10 protein-coding genes are annotated in these 15,915 nt (G+C 55.4%); 7 read left to right on the top strand and 3 right to left on the bottom strand.

The window, feature by feature from the left end:
* Positions 1-252 precede the first annotated feature (252 nt).
* From ABIE53_RS27555 to ABIE53_RS27545, 3 genes are all read right to left on the bottom strand, one after another.
* Entirely contained in the window at positions 253-1,581 is a 1,329-nt protein-coding gene (locus ABIE53_RS27555; protein WP_310074915.1) for an alkyl sulfatase dimerization domain-containing protein, read from the bottom strand.
* A gap of 346 nt (positions 1,582-1,927) precedes the next feature.
* Positions 1,928-3,100: a multidrug effflux MFS transporter gene (locus tag ABIE53_RS27550; RefSeq protein WP_374710213.1), complete on the bottom strand. Its 1,173-nt coding sequence runs from the start codon at positions 3,098-3,100 to the stop codon at positions 1,928-1,930.
* A gap of 819 nt (positions 3,101-3,919) precedes the next feature.
* Positions 3,920-4,963, bottom strand: a complete 1,044-nt coding sequence (locus ABIE53_RS27545) for an SMP-30/gluconolactonase/LRE family protein (RefSeq protein WP_310074912.1) — start codon at positions 4,961-4,963, stop codon at positions 3,920-3,922.
* 566 nt (positions 4,964-5,529) lie between these two features.
* Here ABIE53_RS27545 and ABIE53_RS27540 point away from each other — a divergent pair.
* From ABIE53_RS27540 to ABIE53_RS27510, 7 genes are all read left to right on the top strand, one after another.
* Positions 5,530-6,699 (top strand): porin, encoded by a 1,170-nt coding sequence (locus ABIE53_RS27540; protein ID WP_192699137.1) that lies wholly within the window; start codon positions 5,530-5,532, stop codon positions 6,697-6,699.
* Positions 6,700-7,012: 313 nt separating this feature from the next.
* Complete coding sequence (locus tag ABIE53_RS27535) at positions 7,013-8,203, top strand: ABC transporter substrate-binding protein (protein WP_192699138.1); 1,191 nt, start codon at positions 7,013-7,015, stop codon at positions 8,201-8,203.
* Between the two features lie 86 nt (positions 8,204-8,289).
* Complete coding sequence (locus ABIE53_RS27530) at positions 8,290-9,207, top strand: branched-chain amino acid ABC transporter permease (protein ID WP_192699139.1); 918 nt, start codon at positions 8,290-8,292, stop codon at positions 9,205-9,207.
* Positions 9,204-10,991: a branched-chain amino acid ABC transporter ATP-binding protein/permease gene (locus ABIE53_RS27525; RefSeq protein WP_192699140.1), complete on the top strand. Its 1,788-nt coding sequence runs from the start codon at positions 9,204-9,206 to the stop codon at positions 10,989-10,991. Before ABIE53_RS27530 ends, ABIE53_RS27525 begins: the two co-directional genes overlap by 4 nt.
* Before the next feature lie 15 nt (positions 10,992-11,006).
* A complete protein-coding gene (locus tag ABIE53_RS27520; RefSeq protein ID WP_192699141.1) occupies positions 11,007-11,717 on the top strand; it encodes an ABC transporter ATP-binding protein in 711 nt (236 codons plus the stop codon).
* Positions 11,718-11,906: 189 nt separating this feature from the next.
* Positions 11,907-13,394 carry an aldehyde dehydrogenase gene (locus ABIE53_RS27515; RefSeq protein WP_192699142.1) on the top strand — a complete coding sequence of 496 codons (1,488 nt, stop codon included), beginning with the start codon at positions 11,907-11,909 and terminating at the stop codon, positions 13,392-13,394.
* A 63-nt stretch (positions 13,395-13,457) separates the two neighbouring features.
* Complete coding sequence (locus tag ABIE53_RS27510) at positions 13,458-15,050, top strand: GMC family oxidoreductase (RefSeq protein WP_192699143.1); 1,593 nt, start codon at positions 13,458-13,460, stop codon at positions 15,048-15,050.
* Positions 15,051-15,915: the final 865 nt, after the last annotated feature.

Here is a 15,915-nt window from a genome sequence, read left to right as displayed (position 1 = left end):
CAATCGTCCTGGCGATCGCGGTCATCGCAGTAGCGCCGTTGCTCTCCATCGTGGACCGGCGAAGAGGCCAGTTATAGAGAAGGCTGCCGGTGGCGAAGACCCGGCTAACATGAGTGGGTAGAGAACCGCCGAAGTTGGAGCGTGTCTAGGCGGGCGTCTGGTTTCAACCCGAAAAATGTTAATTGGAATTGTTTTGGCGCAGACGGTGCCCCACGAGTTCGACCAGCCCGCGTGACTCATGAAGAATGAAATTCACTTGGGTTGTTTGTCTTGAAGGGATTTCTCTAAGCTCTGTGCCACCGTCAAGTAATAGTTGCGAGCGGTCGCATTCATTTGGCGCTCGCCGAGCTCCCGGAGCGCACGTATCTTAATTGTTGTTGCGGCGGTGTTCTGTGGCTCAAGGGCAAGAACGTAATCAGCCTGCTCCGCTGCCCACTGAAATTCGCTCGCCGAAAGGGATGCTTGGGCGTTCCCCAGCATCTTCGCAGTGCCTCCGGCCATTGCAACGAGCTTTGTTGCACGTTCCTCTTCAGTCAGCGGGAAGATATGCGTCGGGTTGCCATCAAACCAGCCGGCGTTCTGCAAATAGATCCCACGCACTGCCCAGGCGACGCTCCCATAAAACTCCTGAAGATATGGATGCTGCGCCAGTTCGGCAGGTAGCCTTATCTCCTGAACCAATTCGTCGGGCGTCTTGCCGTTGCGGATCCCTTCCATCGTCTTGTCGTAGACGAACTTGATGCCGTCCCTGTAAGCCATGAGTGCTTCCCTCGCTGTGTCTGCCCCGCTGATCGTGCCCATGTGGCCAGGCACGATGAACTCAGCATTGACGGCGATCAACTTATCCAGGCTGATGATCCATTTCTCGACAGGGCGGATCGGAAGACCTCTTAGTGGCGCTATGTTGGGGAACGTCTTTAAGAAAACGTCGCCGACGATTAAGACCTTGCGATCCGGCAGCCAGACCGAGATGTTCTCGTCGGCTTCGCCGGGAGTGAGGATCAGTGTGATCGGCACGCCGGCAATCGTTAGACTTTCGTCGTCGCCATTGAAGGTTTGGGTGGGCGGTAAAAACCCTTCCCGAGTATGGGGAGTGATCCTGCCGTATTCCAACTGCGTGCCGACGTTGATGAATTGATCGTCGGGCAGAGCGGTGCCGAACACATCGCCACCGTCACGCCGTCCACGACCTGTGTCAGGCTTAGCTGTGACCAGAAGCTTATGGCTGTAAATTTCCGGCTTGTCACCGCCTGCGAATACCGTTGCACCGCCAGTGTGATCAGGGTGATTGTGGGTATAGATGATGGCACGCACAGGATGGGTCATCCGATCGCCGAAGGCGTCAACAATCGCCTTGGCGTCGACCGGATTGGCGGAGGTGTCGACAATGATCGAGCCGCCATCGGCCTGAATCAAGGTGACATTGCTGGCGGAGTAACCGACGGCCGTGTAGATGCCCTCGGTAACTTTCTCGATGCGTTTGCGGAATTCCTGAGAATGCGCTTTCAGCTTGTCGCGCCCAGAGGATTCGTCGGCAGCGAAAGCCGGTGCCGTCATGCCGAAAGTTATGACGGTAGCCAAGACCATTCCTACCTTGTGTTTCACTGACCCTGACATACCTATCATCACCTCCCAAATGGACAGTTCGCCCCATCTGTCAATCATCGATGACAGATGTAGAGTTTCCTGTGCGTACACTTGTGGGACAGTGGAAGCGCCCATGATGGCAACGGCTGACGCCCAGTACGATGCTTCGAATCTTCACTCTCATGTCAACGATTCTCCTGCTTGATTCAGCATGAAAGGAAACCGAAAAACAGATCAGCGTATCTTGCCTTTGGAATGCCTGGAAATAATGTCATACGCCCGTCTGCAAATGCTGACCACTGAATTCCATTAAGGAAATCAGAAATTCTTCGTATTGTCCTCAGTTTCCGGACGAAGCTCGCCCCGCTCCCCCAAGCAGGCTAGCACTGATTGCGCATCCGACGGTCATAATCCCAATCACGCTTCCCAACGGCAATAGCGTACCATCGGCGAGCAGGCCGACCATGGCAGAGCCTACGATTCCGAGTCCATATTGCGCAGCACCGACCAAAGCTGAAACCGTTCCTGCTCGAGAAGGAAACGTCGCGAGCGCGCCGGCGATCGAATTAGCGACAATGAACCCATTGGCCGAAACTATAGTGAAAAGAAGCGCGACCAACAACGGCAAACCTCCCCATTGCTCGAGGCATACAAAAACGAGTATTACACCTGCGAGCCCTACTCCGATCGAACCGCAGCGCAATAGTCGATCCGAACCAAAACGCGCTACAAGACGCGAATTGATCTGGTTAGTTGCCATTATCCCCAGGATACTAATCGCAAACAGGAGAGCGTACTGCTCGGGAGATGTGTGATAGTACGTGATGTACGCAAAGGGGGTGCCCGCAATATAAGCGAAGATGGCGCCGTAGAAAAATCCCCCGGCACCCAGGTACCCAAGAATTCGGCGATGTCGAATGATATCGAAATACGCTGTAAATGTGCTGCTAGGTGATGCGTAATTCCGTTTCGACCGGGGAAGCGTTTCAGGAAAGCTAGCGAGGGAAGCGAGCGTAAAGATCCCAACTCCAACAAGTGTCCAGAAGATCGCGTGCCACGATGATACGCGCAAGATGAGACTGCCAATCCATGGACCGATTAGAGGCGCTATCGCCATTACCGTCATGAGCGTCGACATCATCTGTGCGGCACGATGCCCAGTGTATAAATCTCGTACCATAGCACGGGAGAGTACGACGCTCGCGCATGCTCCAAGTGCCTGGACGATGCGCCAGCAAATAAGGCCACTGGCGCTCGAAGATAATGCGCAACCCACACAGCCCACGATGAATAGAAGTAGGCCAACCGCAACCGGAGATCGTCGGCCGTACCGGTCGCTAACTGGTCCCCAGAAAAGCTGTCCCGCACTGAACCCGACAAGATACCCAGAGATAGTTAGCTCAAGATCTCCCTTGTTGGCATGAAGCGCCATCGTCATCGTCGGAAGAGCCGGGAGATAGAGATCAGTCGAGATTGAAGCGAACGCCATCAGCATGCTAAGAACCAGAAGCACTCTGAGGCTACCCACACCATCAGAACGGCGGACGCCTGGTGGCGAACCTGAAGTATGTTTACAAGCCGTTGTTCCGCTTTTACGGGCGGAACTTTCCTCACGGCATGTCGACGGTTCGGTCATTGATCGTTAGCCAATGGAAGAGTTGTCACGCGATTCGCGCGTTCGCAATCGGAGTCTCTCTCAAAAATACATAGGTTGCTTCTGCACCGCGGTTCGCGCACATCACATGCATCACGCTGCTTTCAAGTATGACCTGCCTATCGCCGTGGCATTCACCGGCACAGTAATTGACCCTCGACATCCCTCGAGTCCCGACCGCGGCGGGTTACTGCACATCGCGCGAACGCGTATTCGCCTCATCGTTGTCGCTCATCGCACCAAGACAAGATGGCCACTGACTCTCGAGCTTGGCCATCGCACAATCCTTCTTACGTCGTGCACGCATCGGTAACATTTGTTTCAGACAGAATGTGACCTAGTTTCGCCGCATTCAGACTTCTCTCCGTCGACCGCAAAAGTATCGCTCGCGACTCTTCCGAATCGCAGCATCGAAGTCGCTCTCCGTTGCGAGATGCTTATGATCAACGCTCACCAGCCAGCCTTGAGGTGACCTGCACCAGCGGATGCGCCCTTCCTCATAAAGCTCCGAGAACCAACGCCACAACGATGCATCTTCCTTATCAGCGTGCTTCGCAGCGCGCGTCCGAACGGTATCGAAAGAAACGGACATATTTTGCATGGCCAAGTAAGGGACTTGTCGCGACAGCAAACCACCGCAACGTCTCCGATCTGGGTTGCTCAGCTACAGATGACGGGTCACTGATGTGAGTAAAGAAGCAGTGCTTTCGCCACCGCCCTGGTTCGAAAAATTGTCGCGCCCCTTCCGCCTTTTGCATCATTCGCGACAATGTACAATTCGTCGGTCCCAGGCTTGATCGCCATACTGGTGGACAAGAGGTTATGCCCTTTTCGTCGCCCAGGGATTAACACCTGACAGATGGGAATCCCCATTTTATTGAACACCAATACCCGCCCCTGAGAATACATCGCCACGTAGAGATTGCCGGAACTATCTATCCGCATTGAGTCGGGCGACGGGCCCGTGAACTGATACGTGATAGCGGTCCCAAATGCCGCAACGGTGGTCGCATCCAACAACTGCACACGATGCAGCAGCCCTTTGCTGAACTCTGTCACCCACAAGGTCTTCCCGTCGGGGCTGAGTGCGACGCCGTTGGCCGCTGCCAGATGCGGGAGAATAGGCGTCACACTCTCCAAGTCAGGGGGGACGTAATACACGCCGCCCGTCGGCTCGGTAGTTGAACCACGGAAGTCGGTGAAGTAGAACCCGCCGTTGCCGTCGAAAACCAGATCATCAACGAGATATCCCTTATCGGCGCTGATGACCGTCTGTAGTTGCTTGCCCTCGGGCGAAAACATGACGAGAGAACCGGTGTCTTTGAAGTTTCCAAGGCCCGCGACGAAGAGTCGCCCATCCTTGTGGATTGCAAGACCTGCTGAACCGTGCTTGTTCGGCCCTACCACAGTGGTCAACTGTCGATCCGGCGACAAACTGAATACCCGCCCGCCAAAGACTTCAACGAACAGTAGATTGCCCCTACGGTCAAACGACGCTCCCTCAAGGTTCAAACCCTCATCCGACACCTTGTAATAGGGCTCTGCCACGACCGTTGGCAATGACCGCTCCGCTGGCGGAATAGGCACCGGCTCATCCATAGTGACTGCGGAATCGCTCGCGGCAGAGCTTGCCGCGAAACAAGGAATCGCCACGCTGCATCCCAGCATGACCGCCACCAGAAGTGTTGTCCCCCTGAAGGTACCCCGAAACCCCATACTCATCTAGAGCCTCTCCTCTTCGCCAGACTTGTTAAGTTAACGCGCAATCAAGCGGACGATGACGCTTAGACCTTGGTAAGTCGCCCCTCACACCGGAAAGGATTCGAACGTGCAAGCGGCCGCGACATCGGTCCCACTCTGTCCGGGAATCGCTCACACTGCTATTAGTCCCATAGTACGGGATTTATCGACACGAGTAAAGGAAGATCATCTAGGGTAATGTACCCCCCGGCGGGCGACTTATGCATGGTTGCGTCGTCGGCGTTCCGCAGACCTTGCGGCCACACGTGTGCACGGAATAGGCGATGCGGGGCCGTCATCGCTGCGCATAAGTGGGCCTCAACCGTCAACGCTTTACGGACAAACCCTACTTGCTTATCAGGCGTTATACGTTAATTATTCTCGCTATTCGGGATTGCATAACAACGCACGGCTGGTATCAAATCCTCAGATCTTGAGAGCAACCGCTTAACTCGTTGGCGGCGCTTCACAACGAGGAGATCCACAGGACCGTCCTTTCACACGACGTGACTCGGCGACTACAACAAAACGTTCCAAACAAAATCGAGATGAAGCTTAAAAAATCCCTTTTCTGCGCCGCAATCTATACGTTCGGGGTGACGGCCCACGCTCAAAGCTCAGTCACGCTATACGGAATCTTGGACGAAGGACTCATGTATTCGAGTAACGTCAACGGCGGAAAGCGCGTTTATATGGATGCGCTCGGAGGGATCCACGGCAGCCGTTGGGGTTTCGTCGGGAAGGAAGATCTTGGTGGAGGTCTGCAAGCGATATTTCAGCTCGAGTCCGGTATCAACCTCAACAATGGTGCCTTCGGTCAAGGCGGAACGGCCTTTGGCCGACAGGCATACGTTGGGCTGAATAGCCAACAGTATGGCAGCCTGACGTTTGGCCGACAGTACGACATGATCTTCTATTTTCCCGAGGCGCTGACCGCAGCGGGGCTGATCGGCTCAGTCGTCTTCGGACATCCTGGCGACCTTGACAACACAGCCAATTCAGTCCGCCTCAACAACGCGATCCGCTACATGAGCCCCAAGCTCGGCGGCTTCTCGTTCGGCGGCGAGTATAGCGTCGGCGGTGTGCCCGGAAATACGACAGCAAACAGCGGCTACTCGGTTGGTGCCGGCTACTCATACGGTCCAATCCAATTGGGCGCCGCGTTCGAGTATTTCAAGAATCCGACCTCCTCCACCCCTGGTTCTGGGTTTTTCACAGCCTATGCAAACGGTGTGTCACTGCTGTCCCAAGCGTTGAACAAAGGCTACGCGAGTGCGAGCGCTTATCAGCTTGCAGTCGTAGCGGGCACTTATACGATTGGGCAGACGACACTGATCGCGTCCGCCTCCAACGTCCAGTACGCCAATTTAGGCGGGACCCTGCAAGGAGGCACGGCACGTTTCAACAACGTTGACGTCGGTGCGCAGTACAAGCTCAGTCCGGCATTCATTCTCAGCGCGGAATACGAGTACTTGATCGGGAAAGGTGTTCATACGACAACGGGTTCTGTCGTAGGGAACCAGCATTTCCATCAGATCGCCGCGATGGCCGATTACCTCTTCTCGAAACGCACGGACGTATATCTCGAGGGCGGTTGGCAACGAGCATCCGGTACATCGTCAATTGGAACCCCGGCAGTAGCCGACTTCACCAACCAGGGCGATTCCTCGAACAATCACCAGTTCCTTGCTCGTCTCGCGCTTCGGCACAAGTTCTGAGCAATCACTATCGCTGCACTTTAGCTGTCCGACGGGCAATTGATAACCACGCACCTCGTCAACGGTCTGCCGATGAGTTCGCGAGTTTTGAGCGTTCCGCGTCTATGCCTTGCGCGCTCCGGACCGCGCGGGCACGCAGTCTAGGTGCCGACGTGTTGGAATTTTGAACCATATCCATCCCACGAATGAAGGTCGGGCTAGCAATGACGCCGTAATCCCTGCAATTGCCATCCGCAGGACGCTTTCAGGCGGCGGCCAACGGCGCCATTGGCGAAGGACCCTTGTTCCACAGGCACACTATAGGAGTCTGTCTATGACCTTTTCAAGCCTTGCCAAAAAGCTTCTTTCAGCACTCGTCCTGAGCGCAATTTCGGCCGGAGCTTACTCGCAGACGATCAAGGTCGGTTGGAACGGAGACATCTCTGCGTCGCCCTCCGCGCAAGCCGGCCAAGGTGCGGTTCTCGGGTTGCAGGCGGCTATCGACGATGTTAACACTGCAGGCGGTGTATTGAATCGCAAGTTGGAGCTCGTTGTCCGCGACGACCTCTCGCAGCCATCCAAGTCGATTCAGAACATGTCTGACCTGATCGACAATGAAAAGGTTGTCGCGGTGTTTGGTCCCACCAACTCGGGCAACGCGCTTGCTTGGAAACAAATTCCTAATCAGAAGAAGATCCCGGTAATAGGCACGAATGCGACAGCGACAGACATCACAAAGCCGATGGGCTCCGAGAATTACATGTTTCGGGTGTCGGGCGTCGATAGGGAGCAGGCAGCTGGTCTGATGGCATATGTCAAAAAAGGCGGCACATCCAAAAAGGTCGGCTATATGGCCGAGACGACAGGTTACGGCCAAGGAGGCCTGAAGGACGTCCGGGAAATCGGTGAACTCCAGGGAATAAAGCCTGTAGATGTAGAGAAGTTTGCAGTCAGCGATACCGATATGACTTCCCAGCTTGGCAAGTTGAAAGCGGAGGGCGTGGATACGATCGTTGTCTGGGCGCAGCCGACCCCGCTCGCCCACCTCTTCCGAAGCATGGAAAAGATTAATTATTTCCCGATGACCCTGACATCGTGGGGCGCAGATCAACAAGCTTTCGCAGACACGGCAGGCAAAGCCCTTGCGGAACGGCCTCTTTTTATGCGCACGATTTCGGAAGACCTGTCACCGCGGCAGAAGAAGCTGTTCGATCGGTTATCGCCAAAGCTTGGATCCCCGAGTGCTTTTAGCAACGCCGCTCAAGCCTACGACTCGGTGATGTTGCTCTCGAAAGCTATCACCCAAGCGGGAACTACCGATGGTCCGAAAGTGCGAGAAGCGCTGGAAACCCTCCAGAGTCCCTATGAAGGCGTGATGAAGACCTACGTTAAGCCATTCTCCAAGACGCAGCACGAGGCACTGGGTTCGACGGATTACCTGTTCATCAAGTGGAAGGATGGAAAGCTGGTTCGTTACAGCGACAACGTCGTCAAGTCCCTTAAGGACAATGATTATAAGCGGTAGCTTCTCTCAACGTTCCAGATAAAGGTCCCGCCAAAGCTCGAAACTATGCATCCGGATACACCGGTTTCCTACAGGAGGAACCAAAGATGACCGAACTGTTGCAGGCACTGATAAGTGGCCTTGCGGTTGGAGGCGCTTACGCGCTGGTTGCGTTGGGATTCAACATTACGTTTACAACCACGAAAACCCTCAATTTCTCTCATGGAGATTTTGTGTCGGCCGGTGCGTTCGCAGGATTGAGCGTCTTACTAATCCTTCTCGGCAAACCGATCAATGCAAGCCTGAGCGGTGAGATATTGCATGGCTGGCAACAGGGGTTAGCAGTGCTTGTAGTGATCGGAGTCGTGGGCCTGTTAGGCGCACTCATCTACGCCGTGGCAGTTCGTCCGTTCGCCGGCAAAGTTGGGATGTCATGGGTAATGAGCACGATTGGCTTTGGCATCATCTTGCGGAGCTTAGGCCTAGCGATTTGGGGACCCGGCACGATGACGGTACCGCCGCCCCTCGGCGACAGCGTTATCCGATTTTTTGGAGCTGGTATCAGGCCACAGGAACTTCTCGTGCTTGTGGTCGCGCTACTGGTCATGATCATTTTCGACATGGTCATGCGCAAGACGATGATCGGAAAGGCCATGCGCGCCGTCGCACATAACAAACAGGTAGCGAGCTTGATGGGCATCAATGTGACAGCGGTGATGGTTGGTGCATTCTTCGTCAGCTCGGCGCTCGCTGGACTAAGCGGCATTTTACTCGCACCGATCACTTCGGTTTCGATCTTCATGGGTTTGATGATAGGACTCAAGGGGTTCTCCGGGGCCATCATTGGTGGTTTGTCGAGCCCTCGTGGCTGTGTTTTCGGAGGCTTCCTGCTCGGCGTCCTTGAGTCACTGGTCAATCTGTGGCAAGCGCAATGGCGCGAAATCGTCGTTTTTCTGCTAGTGATCCTCGTTCTCGCAATCCGTCCAAACGGCCTTCTAGGCGCGAAATTCGTGGAGAAGGTATGAAACACACGAATCATCTCGCAGCGTGCTTCCTTATCGCAGGCGCAGCCGCCGGTCTAGCGTGGTTTTTAGACAACGACTATTACTTGCGCATCATGTTCATGATGTGCGTGTACTACATGTGCTCGGCAGGCATGAATGTTCTTGTTGGTTACGCCGGTCAAAAATCATTAGGGCAGGCGGGATTATTCGCAACTGGAGCCTACACAGCCGCGCTCCTGACTACGAGCCTCGATCTGAATCCCTGGCTTGCGCTCGCCGTCTCCGCTCTCACCGCGGGTCTATGCGGCATTCTGATTGCGCTACCGTCGCTCCGTGTCAAAGGTCCGTACCTTGCGATGGTCACCCTCGCCTTTGGCATCGTTGTCGAAAAACTCGTATCTGAATGGACGGAGGTCTTCGGTGGCCCACAAGGGTTATACAGTATTAAGCCACTAACCCTTTCGGGTATCCCGTTCTCAAACCTGCAATGGGTCTTGTTTGGAATAGGCCTGTGTTTAGTGACACATCTGTTGCTCCGGAATTTGCTTCGCGGACGTTTCGGCAGGGCATTGCTGTCCCTTCAAGCCGACGAAATCGCATCTGCAGCTGTGGGCGTAGATGTGTACAGAGCCAAAATGCTCGCTTTCGTTATCGCAGCGGTGACTTGCGGAATCGGCGGCGCCCTCGTTGCCCAGCAGAACCAGTACTTCAACTCGGACTTCATCAACTTAGATCTGTCGATCTTCATTCTGCTCGTTGTGCTTTTCGGCGGATCGCAGTCGCTCATCGGGCCGCTGATTGGCAGCGTGCTCCTGGTGTTAATCGATGCCCTCCTGGCTCGCTGGCCGTCGCTGCAGCACTTCGTGTACGGAGCGCTTTTATTGTTTGCTCTGTACATCATGCCGACGGGTCTGGCTGGAGTGTTGTCTGGCATCTTGCGCAAGCGTGCGCCCGTGAGGTTGTCAGACAAAGTGGTCAAGACGTCTCTCGTGTGGGTCCCTCCAGTGATGGCTGCTCACGAGCGTGGATCCAAGTTACTTGAGGTGGACCAGGTGTCGAAATCATATGGCGGCGTGCATCCGGCTCAAAACGTCTCATTTTCCCTGCAGTTTGGACATATCCACGCCTTAATCGGCCCCAATGGAGCCGGAAAAAGCACGATGCTCAATATGCTGACCGGAGTAATTGATCCTGACAAAGGCACCATCTGGTTCTGCGGGGCGGCGATCGGTGGTGAACAAGTACATGCGATTTGTGAACGAGGAATCGGGCGCACGTTCCAGAATCTGCGTTTGTTCGGCGAATTGTCGGTACTGGACAATGTAATGTTAGGCCGACACAGTCGAATGAAAAACGGCTTCTGGTCATCGCTACTGTCCTTGCCGGTGGCGCGGACTGAAGAGATGACCGCATGTGCGCAGGCACTCGCCATCCTCAAGCTGGTCGGATTGTCTAGCCTTTCCGATGCCCCTGCGGGCTGCCTTCCTTATGGTCTCCAGAGGCGCGTTGAACTAGCGCGCGCGTTGGCAACCGAGCCTCGGCTTCTTCTGCTAGATGAACCTGCCGCGGGACTTAACCCGCAGGAAACCGCCGAGTTAGGCGAGCTCCTGGTACGCATTCGTGATGTCGGCGTCACTATCTTGATGGTCGAGCATCACATGGATCTGGTCATGTCAATTTCAGATCATGTGATTGTCCTCGACTACGGAGTGAAGATCGCCGAAGGTACACCTACCGACGTGCAGGCGAATTCTCGCGTGATTGAGGCCTATCTTGGCGTCGATGCCAGCGCAGAAGCGGCGTAAGCAAACGAGGGAAATATGCTCACCTTAGAATCTGTTCAAGTCTCGTATGGCGCTATCCAGGCTCTACGCGGTGTATCGCTAGCGGTCAAGGAAGGAGAAGTCGTCACCATCATCGGCGCGAACGGGGCCGGAAAAAGTACGTTGCTGAAGTCTGTCGTCGGCCTGGAACCGCTTGACGGCGGCCGAATCCTGATTGATGGGCAAGACGCCAGTCGTGTGCCAGCACATAGACGCCTTGGTATGGGCGTCGCGTTGTCTCCCGAAGGGCGTCAAGTATTTTCTGATCAAAGCGTGAGAGACAATCTCATACTCGGAGCATATGCCTCCCACCATGACCAAGACGCGCTAGAGCGAAGAATGGAGCGCTTCTTCACGATGTTCCCGCGCCTCAGGGAGCGCCAGACACAACTCGCAGGGACTCTCTCCGGCGGAGAGCAGCAGATGCTCGCCATCGCTCGCGCACTGATGAGTTCGCCCCGCCTCTTGCTCCTGGATGAACCTTCACTCGGGCTCGCACCTCTGGTAATCCAAGATATCTTCCACACCATTCGAGAGCTTCGAGACCTAGGCTTAACGATCTTGCTCGTAGAGCAAATGGCGAATCAGGCTCTAGCCGTTGCAGATCGCGCCTACGTTCTCGAAACCGGCAGCATCACTCTTGAAGGAACTGGCCGCGAGCTTTTAAAGGCACCCAAGGTGCGCGCAGCCTATCTTGGCGCACATTGAACGCAGTCCGATTGCACAGCAGATCAAGCGTTCCAGGTACATCGCCAAAATCCGGATGATATGTGCTTCAACTGTTGCGGGTGAGCGTAGCACTCGAAGAACGTAGGGGGCCTACAGGACTTGACTCTCCTGCCCCTTCCGACGAACAGATATTCGGTCTTTTCTATCCGTTAAACGGGAACTCGAACTATGAAGACTTATCAGCATTGGATCAACGGAGAACACGTCGCTCCTTCCAGTGGTCAATGGCTGGATACGTTGGATCCTTACCACGGCACAGTTTGGGCACGCATCGCTCGAGGGAATTCGCGGGATGCAGACCGCGCGGTGACTGCCGCTCGACACGCGATGTACAGCGGCCCGTGGGCCACAATGACGGCATCGCAGCGTGGACAGATTCTGCGACGCATTGGTGACTTGCTCGCAGCCCCTCACAACGCTCAGCTTCTGTCAGAGATCGAATCGCGTGATAACGGCAAAATCTTGGCCGAAATGCGGGGCCAGTTGAAGTACCTACCTGAGCACTGGTACTACTTTTCCGGCTTGGCCGATAAGCTCGAGGGCTCAGTGATCCCGGTCGATAAGGCCGATATGCTCGCCATGACTCTGCGCGAGCCGGTCGGCGTCGTCGCTGCATTGACGGCATGGAATTCGCCACTCGCATTTTTCGCCCTGAAGTGCGCCCCGGCACTCGCCGCTGGGTGCGCGGTTGTGCTTAAGCCGTCCGAGTTTGCTTCGGCAAGCTCTCTTGAATTCGCAGCTTTGACAAAGCAGGCGGGTCTTCCCGACGGCGTAATCAATGTGGTCACAGGCCTTGGCAAGGAGATCGGGTCTCCCCTTGTAGAGCACCCCGACGTTGCGAAGGTCACATTCACAGGATCTGACAAGACCGGCGCCATGGTCTACGAGGCAGCAGCTCGCGGCATGAAGCGTGTCTCCATGGAGCTTGGGGGTAAGTCGCCCAACATCGTGTTCGAGGACGCCGACCTCGATGAAGCATGCGTCGGCGTAGTCGCAGGCATCTTCGGCGCTACGGGACAGATGTGCACAGCGGGCTCGCGGTTGTTGGTACAAAACTCGATCAAGCCGGAATTTACAGAACGCCTGCTGACAATGGCGGGAAATTTGAAGCTGGGCGATCCAATGAGCCCAGAAACAGAAATCGGCCCGATTGCGACACCACCTCAGTTCGAAAAGGTGATGCAGTACATTGACCTTGCGAAATCCGAAGGCGCTCGTTGCATCCTGGGTGGTGCAGCGGCTACTGGACCGGGGCTTAAAGGCGGCATGTTTGTCCAACCCACGATTTTCACTGACGTCACAAACAAAATGCGCATCGCACAGGAGGAAGTGTTTGGGCCAATGTTGTCAATCATCGGGTTTGATACTGAAGATGACGCCATCGACCTGGGCAATGATATTATCTATGGGCTCGCAGCCGGTGTGTGGACCCAAAACATGGGACGTGCTCTGCGTATGTCAAAGGCTTTGCGAGCAGGCATGGTCTGGGTAAATACTTACCGTGCCTATAGCTGCATGGTACCCATCGGTGGCATGAAGCACTCGGGCCTCGGCCGTGAAAGCGGACTCGAAGCGGTCAGTGCGTACCTCGAGACCAAAAGCGTCATGATTTCAGCAGCGCCTTCTGCTCGCGAGAACGCGTTCCTTCAGCGTTGAGGATAAAAAAGCACAATGGATCAAATCCATTCGCCGCTGGTCGATCACCGCTGAGAGAGTAAAATGGAGAGCTTTGATTACATTATCGTTGGAGCCGGTTCGGCTGGTTGCGCAGTGGCCGCCCGGCTCAGCGAGAGCGGGCGAGACACCATCCTTGTTCTGGAGGCGGGACCACGAGATTCATATCCGTGGATCCATATCCCGCTGGGTTTCGGCAAGACCTTCTTCAATACAAAGGTTAACTGGTGTTTCTCCACGCAACCGTCTTCCGAACTGAATAGTCGCGCGCTCTTTGCGCCTTGCGGGAAGGTTTTGGGCGGTTCCAGTTCAATTAACGGTCTTGTGTACTCGAGGGGGCAAGCACAGGACTTTGATAGCTGGCGAGATGAAGGAAATGTAGGCTGGGGCTATGACGACGTCCTACCGTTCTTTCGTAAATCGGAGAATCATGAACACGGTGCGAATGCGTTCCACGGTGCCAACGGGCCACTCAGTGTGTATGACGTGATGGAATGCCACCCGCTGAGCACCGCGTTCGTCGACAGCGCAGCGGCTGTCGGCTTTGTTCGGAACCCCGATTTTAACGGAGCGTCTCAGGAAGGCGTGGGTTCCTTCCAAGTGACTGCACGCAATGGGAGGCGGGTAAGCAGTGCGGTGGCATTTCTGCGTCAGGCAGAACGCCGACCGAACGTGCACGTGAGAACCAACGCAGAAGTGGAGCGACTCACGATTGAGAGCGGCCGGGTTACAGGACTCACCTACTCTTCTCACGGTAAATCGATTTCAGTCCAGGCCAGGCGAGCGGTCGTCCTCTCGGCGGGTGCATTAAATTCTCCCGCCATTCTTCAGCGCTCCGGGATCGGCCGAGCCGAGTGGTTGCATGACGCTGGCATCAAGCTAAAGCATGAACTGACGGGAGTCGGCGCGAATCTTCAGGACCATCTCCAGGCACGTCTTGTAATTCGCAGTCGGCGCCTCCCTACTCTCAATACGCAAATGCGTAGTCCGGTGGGCGTCGTCAAAATGGGGGTGAAATATGCGTTACTCCGGCGCGGGCCCCTGGCTTCTGCTGGAGGCCAGACAGGGGGATTCATTCGCACTCGCGCCGAACTGGATAGACCGGACATCATGTACTTCGTGATGCCGTTTACGAGTGCGGACCTTCGAAATGGACTGGATCGTTTTCCTGGATTCACGATTGCCAGTTGTCTGCTCCGTCCCGATAGTCGCGGTACCGTCCGCCCGCAATCTCCTAATCCGAAAGACGCGCCACTGATCGAGCCAAACTATCTCGAAGCTGAAAGCGATCGGACAACCATGTTGGCTGGTCTTCGCGCGGCACGCCGGATCGCGGCTGCCGAACCGCTGCGGGGAGAAATCGAGTGCGAAGAAAGACCGGGGCCGAACGTTGAGTCAGACGAGGAGTTGCTGGGCTATATCCGCGCCACAGCCAGTTCGGTTTACCATCCTGTTGGAACGTGCAAAATGGGTTCAGGCGAAGATGCTGTTGTAGACGCGAAGTTGCGGCTGCACGGACTTGACGGATTGCGCATCGCGGACGCGTCAATCATGCCGTCTATTGTCTCGAGCCCTACGAATGCAACTGCAATCATGATCGGTGAACGAGCGGCGGCGTTTCTGCTGGAGGACATGTAAAGCAATCACTGCTTTCGCAGGATTATTCGGATGGCTGGGGCGGAAGGAGTGGTTGCAGGCGGTCGGCTTTCGCCCCAAACTGCTCATCAGTGCCCGCCTTCGGGCTTGGAGCCAGTCGGCCGCCCTTAGTGAAAGCGTCTAGCTCCACTTATTGCATCGCACGAGGCATCCCCGGTGATCCTGATGCGTTGCACTCTCGCGTCCGATGGCGACTGCGACGCGTCGTCCCGGTTCCCTCTGATTCGGCGGGTCTCGGAAAAACGGTATCGACGAGATATGCCTATTCTACGCATCCAGCGGTGAATGTCAGTCCGTCGCGAGCGACCACGCTCTTCTGCTGCCCTTCGGGATTTCGGCAGTCAACGCACCTTATTAAACACTCCGGCTCATAGAGCCTAGTAATCAGGCGGCCCTCATCCAAGTGAAGATCGAGGGTAAAATTTTGGTGATGCCGCAGTTCCACCAGTCGCGGTTCAAGCCGTTTCCCAACTTTCGCATTTCGAGGACTTTTCTGCATAAGGAGCTTGCCATGCTGCGTCTGACGATCACTCACAGCTATTTTCACCGTCGACTATCGAGCAGGCTCGGAACAGTTGCAGTTTGGATCTTGCTGTTGCTCGTGGCAAAAATCTCCTGCGTTAGCCTACTGACACCACTCGTATCAGAGCTACGCGGATATATCGATACAGCCGGAGCGACACTGTCCGTCTCGGGTTTATTTGCTCTAGCGGCAAGTGCGCTCAGCGCGCCTATTGAGCAACGCCTTCTGCGCGTGTTTTCCTGGAACCGACGGGTCCTACGTGGCTATCGGCCAATGCGGTCATGCAATGGAACTACTGGCCAAGATCGAGCCGAATGTCGAACG

Source organism: Paraburkholderia sp. OAS925 (assembly GCF_040543975.1).
GTDB classification, from domain to species: domain Bacteria; phylum Pseudomonadota; class Gammaproteobacteria; order Burkholderiales; family Burkholderiaceae; genus Paraburkholderia; species Paraburkholderia graminis.
Note: the sequence above shows the minus strand (reverse complement) of the source record. Positions and strands in the feature narration are given on the sequence as shown.

Excerpts from the sequence above, each read along its gene's own strand:
- ABIE53_RS27545 (WP_310074912.1), bottom strand. The coding sequence starts at position 4,963 with ATGAGTATGGGGTTTCGGGGTACCTTCAGGGGGACAACACTTCTGGTG.
- ABIE53_RS27540 (WP_192699137.1), top strand. The coding sequence starts at position 5,530 with ATGAAGCTTAAAAAATCCCTTTTCTGCGCCGCAATCTATACGTTCGGG.
- ABIE53_RS27535 (WP_192699138.1), top strand. The coding sequence starts at position 7,013 with ATGACCTTTTCAAGCCTTGCCAAAAAGCTTCTTTCAGCACTCGTCCTG.
- ABIE53_RS27530 (WP_192699139.1), top strand. The coding sequence starts at position 8,290 with ATGACCGAACTGTTGCAGGCACTGATAAGTGGCCTTGCGGTTGGAGGC.
- ABIE53_RS27525 (WP_192699140.1), top strand. The coding sequence starts at position 9,204 with ATGAAACACACGAATCATCTCGCAGCGTGCTTCCTTATCGCAGGCGCA.
- ABIE53_RS27520 (WP_192699141.1), top strand. The coding sequence starts at position 11,007 with ATGCTCACCTTAGAATCTGTTCAAGTCTCGTATGGCGCTATCCAGGCT.
- ABIE53_RS27515 (WP_192699142.1), top strand. The coding sequence starts at position 11,907 with ATGAAGACTTATCAGCATTGGATCAACGGAGAACACGTCGCTCCTTCC.
- ABIE53_RS27510 (WP_192699143.1), top strand. The coding sequence starts at position 13,458 with ATGGAGAGCTTTGATTACATTATCGTTGGAGCCGGTTCGGCTGGTTGC.